Origin of the sequence: Microbacterium sp., assembly GCF_029263575.1 — a bacterium.
GTDB lineage: Bacteria > Actinomycetota > Actinomycetes > Actinomycetales > Microbacteriaceae > Microbacterium.
Genome location: NZ_JAJUFV010000186.1, coordinates 1 through 5,262, shown reverse-complemented (window position 1 = coordinate 5,262; position 5,262 = coordinate 1). Strand labels below are relative to the sequence as shown.

5 protein-coding genes and 1 tRNA gene are annotated in these 5,262 nt (G+C 66.7%); 4 read left to right on the top strand and 2 right to left on the bottom strand.

What is annotated here, in order from left to right:
• Positions 1-142 precede the first annotated feature (142 nt).
• Together Q1J95_RS14230 and Q1J95_RS14225 are read right to left on the bottom strand one after the other, a co-directional pair.
• Positions 143-1,810, bottom strand: a complete 1,668-nt coding sequence (locus Q1J95_RS14230; protein ID WP_300268706.1) for a beta-1,3-glucanase family protein — start codon at positions 1,808-1,810, stop codon at positions 143-145.
• Positions 1,811-1,965: 155 nt separating this feature from the next.
• Positions 1,966-2,277 carry a DUF4229 domain-containing protein gene (locus tag Q1J95_RS14225; RefSeq protein WP_300268704.1) on the bottom strand — a complete coding sequence of 104 codons (312 nt, stop codon included), beginning with the start codon at positions 2,275-2,277 and terminating at the stop codon, positions 1,966-1,968.
• 106 nt (positions 2,278-2,383) lie between these two features.
• Here Q1J95_RS14225 and Q1J95_RS14220 point away from each other — a divergent pair.
• The 4 genes from Q1J95_RS14220 (at position 2,384) to Q1J95_RS14205 (ending at position 5,127) form a co-directional block, all read left to right on the top strand.
• A tRNA-Met gene (locus Q1J95_RS14220) sits at positions 2,384-2,456 on the top strand.
• A gap of 78 nt (positions 2,457-2,534) precedes the next feature.
• The gene (locus Q1J95_RS14215; protein WP_300268702.1) at positions 2,535-2,879 is read left to right on the top strand and encodes a PLD nuclease N-terminal domain-containing protein; all 345 of its coding nucleotides are present in this window, start codon (positions 2,535-2,537) and stop codon (positions 2,877-2,879) included.
• Positions 2,876-4,546: a 2-succinyl-5-enolpyruvyl-6-hydroxy-3-cyclohexene-1-carboxylic-acid synthase gene (menD, locus tag Q1J95_RS14210; protein ID WP_300268699.1), complete on the top strand. Its 1,671-nt coding sequence runs from the start codon at positions 2,876-2,878 to the stop codon at positions 4,544-4,546. The genes Q1J95_RS14215 and menD overlap by 4 nt, the downstream gene beginning before the upstream one ends.
• A 110-nt stretch (positions 4,547-4,656) precedes the next feature.
• Positions 4,657-5,127: a hemerythrin domain-containing protein gene (locus Q1J95_RS14205; RefSeq protein WP_300268697.1), complete on the top strand. Its 471-nt coding sequence runs from the start codon at positions 4,657-4,659 to the stop codon at positions 5,125-5,127.
• Positions 5,128-5,262 lie beyond the last annotated feature (135 nt).

Below are 5,262 nucleotides of genomic sequence, written 5' to 3'. Positions count from 1 at the left end.
GACCTCTGTCACGGCCCTCGCCTCCGCGGGTGCGCTGTCCGGGGGGTTGGTGGGCTGAGGGGGGCCGATTCAAATTAGTGAAGGGGGGTGTAGCGCATGACTTGCGCTCCACCCCGCTTTCGTCAATCTCGGGCGTGAACGATCAGAGCGTCCACTGCTGGTTGGACTCACCGTGGCACTGCCACAGGTGAACCGGCGATCCGTCGGTCACGCCGTTGGATGCGTCGAGGCACAGCCCTGACACGGCGTTCTTGATCGCCTTCGAACCGCTGTCGTACGACCACTTCTGGGCGTCGGTGCCGTTGCAGTCCCACAGCTGCACTACGGTGCCGTTGGTGGTGCCGGATGAGCGCGCGTCCAGGCACTTGTCGGCGATGTGGATGGTGCCGTCGCTGTTGCGGGTCCAGGTCTGGGCGTCGTTGCCGTAGCAGTTCGCCAGCTGCACCTGGACGCCCGAGGTCATGTCGCCCCACGGTACGTCGAGGCAGTAGTTCGATGCGTTGATCGGACCCGTGCCCGCCGGCAGCGATGAGTCACCCGGGTCGGGGTCCGGCTCGTTCGTGCCGGAGTCGTCGCCGATCGGTGCGGCAGCGCCGGTGAACGGATCAAGCGAGATGTACGCCTGGGCGGGGCTGCCGTCGTGCACGAGCGATTCGTGCGCTCCGACGTCATCGAACGGGAACGCGTAGGCGCGGCCGTTGGCCATGGCCTCGTGCACGAGCTTCGCGTACTGGTTCACGGCGCCGCTCTGGTAGTACAGCGACTTGTCGGCCGGCAGGTTCGATGTGGCCAGCAGCGTCGAGCGGATGAAGCCCGAGCACAGGGTGCGGGCGATCGGTCCGACGACGTGGTCGTTGGGTGCGAACAGCTCGCCGGCGCATCCGTACACCGACCCGGCGCTGGGCTTGGCGAACGAGGCGACCTCGGCGCCCGTGGTGTCACGGAACACCCAGCGGTCACCCGAGACGCGACCGAAGAACTGCGTCTGCGGCTCGTGTTCGAACGGGGTGATCGTGATGTCCTGGTTGCGGTAGTGGTTCCACACCTGGTCGATGTAGCCGTCGATGAGGCTGGAGTCGATCATGCCGGAGGACAGACCGTGTCCAGGGGAGTGCGCGCGGATGATCTCGCCCGCACTGTTGCGCTGGATCAGGCCCTCCCAGCCGGGTTGCGCGGCGAGCTTGTTGAAGAAGTCGTCGTAGGCGTTGGCCTTGAGCCGGCCGGTGCTGATGATCGAGCCGTCCTGCTTTTTGATGCCGACCTGGTAAGGCGCCGAGAAGAAGTCGACCTGGGTGCTGTTGATCCACAGCCCGTCGTCGTTGAGGGTGTACTCGGTCCAGTTGAGCAGCTTGTCGCGGTTCGGGTCACCGGTGGTATGCACAGCGGGCTGGACGAGACGCCCATCGAGCACGATCTTGAAGTCGAGCTTCTCGCCGTAGGAGTAGTAGATGCGGCCCGAGAGCTTGGGCATGGTGATGGTCTGCGTCTGCCCGGGCGCGAGCGTCGCGATCGACGCATCCGGTGCGGATACCGGCACTTCACCGGTGTGCGGCCATGCGTGGAAGATGCCCTGCGCATCAGCCCAGCCCATCTGGCCGGTGTCGAGGTTCGTGCCGAGGTTGTAGATGTAGACCGGCCCCTTACCGGAATTGTTGCTCAGAGTGAGAGGGATGCTGTTTCCGGTGACTTCTGTGGGCGCAATCGCCCCCGGGGCGATGTCGGCAGTCGCTGGCGCCGCGGCGCCGACCGCCAGACCTATGGCGCTCGCGGTGGCGGCGAGGAGCGCCACGAATCGGGATCTGTGTGACATGGGCAAAAGCACGTCCTTTCAGGTTGCTTCGTCGAAACCGTCGGAAAAGAAAGCTCCCTGACGGCACTGGGAGCCCTCTCACGGCACACGGTAGCCACGTTTGAAAGGTATGGCAAGAGCCTTAACTAAATCGGCTCCAGTAATGCAGATGAGCCTCAGCCGTGGGCCGAGGAACCGCCTTCGCTGTCGTCGATCGCGGCGTCCTCGGCATCGGCATCCTGTGCGGCGACGCTGTTCTTACGCTTGTCGTCACGCGCCTCGCGGCGCTGATACATCTCGGATGACGCGCGCGAGAGCGGGTTGCGCAAGAAGAGGTACGAGATGCTCACGCCGATCAGAGCGGCGAAGATCGCCGTCAGCCACCAGTACTCGCGCATGATCGGGAAGAAGAGCCACATGATCGCGAGCGGCACGAGAAACGCCAGCAGCCGTAGCGCCGAATACACGAGGAGAGGGGGAATCTTCACCTCTTCAGCTTAGGCGAGGGAGATATGACGTCATCCGGCGTCGTCTGGCGATATATCCGTCGCAACCCTGGTCAGAATGATCACGGACAGGTAACGTCGATGACATCGCGGCGATCCGGGCGGCCCCGGGCTTCAGCTCATACCTGATGGTGTTGCGGGTTCGACTCCCGCCGTCGCGTCTATGTGCCCGGTGGCCTCGCGTGACCCGTCCCGGTAACAGCCGAGCCACGCTCAGCTGACCCGCTTAGACTGGAAACATGGCACGTGTCTGGTTCATCGGGGCTATCCTCGCCGTCGCCTTCTGGGTGTTCAGCATCGTCGACTGCGCCGTGCAGCCGGCGACGCGGCACCGTGGTGTGCCCAAGGGCGCGTGGATCGCGATCGTCGTGCTGATTCCTGTGCTGGGCGGCATCCTCTGGTTCGTGATCGGTCGCCGCCGCCTCGACCGCGGCGGCGTGCAGCAGATCGCTCCTGACGACAACCCCGAGTTTTTGCGCACGCTCGGCAACTCCGACCAGGACGAGCGCATCCGCAAGCTCGAAGAGGAACTCGCGCGTTTGGATGACGAGACCGACGGCCCCGCCCCGGACTCGCGTTCATGACCGCATCGGAGGCGTCGGATGCCGCGGCATCCCTCCTCGCAGAACTCGTCGAAGCCGGCGTCACCGATGTCGTGATCTCACCGGGTTCTCGTTCGCAGGCGCTTGCGCTGGCAGCGACCAGGCTTGCTCGCGACGGCGCGCTGCGGGTGCACGTGCGCATCGATGAGCGCGTCGCCGGGTTCACAGCGCTCGGGCTCGCACGCGAGAGCCGGGTGCCCGCGGCTGTCATCTGCACATCGGGCACGGCGGCGGCGAACCTCCTTCCTGCGGCTATGGAAGCCTTCCACGCGGGCGTTCCACTGTTGCTGCTGACTGCCGACCGACCGCCTGAGCTGCGCGGAGTCGGGGCGAATCAGGCGACTGTCCAGCCCGGTCTCTTCGACCCGTGGGCGCGGCTGGCGATCGATGCCCCGGTTCCCGGCGATGGCGAGTGGGGCGGGCTCGCCGCGCGCGCTGTTGCCGCCGCGATGGGGACGGATGCCGCGCCCTCGACCCTTCCCGCCATCGCCGGACCCGTGCACCTGAACCTTCCCTCGCGCGAGCCGCTGTCCGGCGCGCTGCCCGACGACTATACGGCGACTCCGGGCCCGGCCCCCGCCGCCATCGGCGCCGATGCGCTCGTGATCGAGCGCGGTCCGCGCACGATCGTCATCGGCGGAGCCGATGCTGGCCCCGCCGCTGAGGAACTCAGCTTCACTGGCACGTGGCCGCTGATCGCCGAGATCGTCAGCGGCTCACGTTTCGGCCGTTACGTTGTACACGGCTACCGTGAGCTGCTGCGCGACGACGCGCTCGGCGGACGCATCGAGCGGGCGGTCGTGCTGGGGCATCCGACCCTCAGCCGTGAGGTGACCGCACTGCTCAGCCGCCGCGATGTCGATGTCATCGCGGTGCGCTCGGGGGGAGAGGAACTCGATCTCAACGGACGCACGGTGGCCGTGGCATCCGTCACCGTCGCCGACGGCGACGCCGATCGTGCGTGGCTCGGGGCGTGGCTCGAGGCATCCGCTGCGTCCGTCGTCGATCTGAGCGAAGCCGCGCCCGACCAGGAAGGTCTGCTTTCGACCGACTTCGCCTCCCGGCGCGACGCAGTTCGCGCTGAACTCGATGCGGTGCGGCGCCCGCTCGATCGCAGGCTCCTCGCTGACGCGGTGTGGCGGGCCACATGGCCGCACGACCGACTCATGTTCGGATCGTCACGCCTCGTGCGCGTCGCCGATGCGGTGCTGGGGGGCAAGAAGGTGCCCGTGCATTCGAACCGTGGGCTTGCGGGAATCGACGGCACCATCGCGACGGCGACCGGCATCGCTCTCGCCAGCCAGGCCACGGGGGCCGCAGGAGTCACGCGCGTGCTGCTGGGCGATCTCGCTTTTCTGCACGACGTCGGGGCGCTGCTGCTGCCGCCCGATGAGCCGGCGCCGCGCTTGCAGGTCATCGTCGGCAACGACGGCGGCGGCACGATCTTCGATTCGCTTGAGGTCGCCGCGTCTGCTCCGCGAGAAGACCTGGACCGCGCCTTCTTCACGCCGCACACCGTCCAGCTCGAGCACATCGCTCTCGCGTACGGCTGGGACTATCAGCGCGTCACCACGCGCGCTGCTCTCGACCAGGCGCTGACGACCCCGACCGGTGGTCGTCAGCTCATCGAGGTGCCGCTGGAACGCTGACGTGCGTTAGCCTGGAGTCAGCGTCGCGTGCCGGTGGCAGACGGTGTCAGGCATGGAGGCGCCGAACCAAGGGAGACTGATGCTGTTCAGATCACACCCTTCGTCCGCTCGTGACTGAGCGCGAGACGACGAGATTCATTGCGTGGAGCGTCGAGTTGCGCCAGGTGCACGCTCGACTGCGCGAGGCGCTTCGCGTCACCCGGGATGCTGTGGCAGCGGGGCAGCCCGTCGGCAGCGCAACCCGCGAGTTGCTGCTTTACTGTCACGGCTTCTGCGCCGCGCTCGACGGGCACCATAGGAGCGAAGACCGCACGCTCTTTCCAGCGATCGAGGCCGCTCATCCCGAGCTCGCCCCGGTGCTGCGCAAACTCGAGCAGGACCACTCGATGATGGCGCACCTGATCGGCGGACTGCAGGCCGCTGTCGATGCGCAGTCTGCTCCGGCCACGCTCGAGCGACACCTCGAAGGCCTCGCCGCGATCATGGAGAGCCATTTTCGGTACGAGGAGCGGCAGCTGCTGACTCTGCTCGAGGCACTCGAACTCGACGCGGAGGTCGATGTCGCGCTGGGCGAGTTCTGACGCTCGCCAAAACGCCGCCCTGGCGACAGGATAGGCAGATGGGCAAGCGAGGCTGGACGGACGAAGCATCCGAGATTCTGTGCGTGGGAGAGGGGTTTCGACTGAGCGACGTCGACCCCGATGGGCATCCCGGCT